Here is a 324-nt window from a genome sequence, read left to right as displayed (position 1 = left end):
CCGCGTGCATCTCGTCCAGATATACCTGCGGCACCAGGGTGCTGCCCGCTTTGACTTTGTTGAGCCACTGGTAGGTCTGGCGTGTTTCCCCGACGCTACGTGGCTTGAACTTGTTGTTGCGGAGGATCTCCATGTGCTCTTCCGCGGTCCGCTTCTTCTTGTTCCCGGTGACGCGAGCGTCGTCCAGGCCCAGGACGTTGGCCGCGTGCATCTCGTCCAGATATACCTGCGGCACCAGGGTGCTGCCCGCTTTGACTTTGTTGAGCCAGTGGTAGGTCTGGCGTGTTTCCCCGGAGCTACGTGGCTTGAAGTTGTTTTTGCGGA

1 protein-coding gene is annotated in these 324 nt (G+C 59.6%); it reads right to left on the bottom strand.

The window, feature by feature from the left end; translation table 11 throughout:
* A partial coding sequence (locus IE94_RS36840; RefSeq protein ID WP_037924998.1) for a hypothetical protein occupies positions 1-324 on the bottom strand: 324 nt, incomplete at both ends.

Origin of the sequence: Streptomyces violaceorubidus (assembly GCF_000717995.1) — a bacterium.
Lineage (GTDB): Bacteria > Actinomycetota > Actinomycetes > Streptomycetales > Streptomycetaceae > Streptomyces > Streptomyces violaceorubidus.
This window is presented reverse-complemented; position numbering and strand designations above follow the sequence as displayed.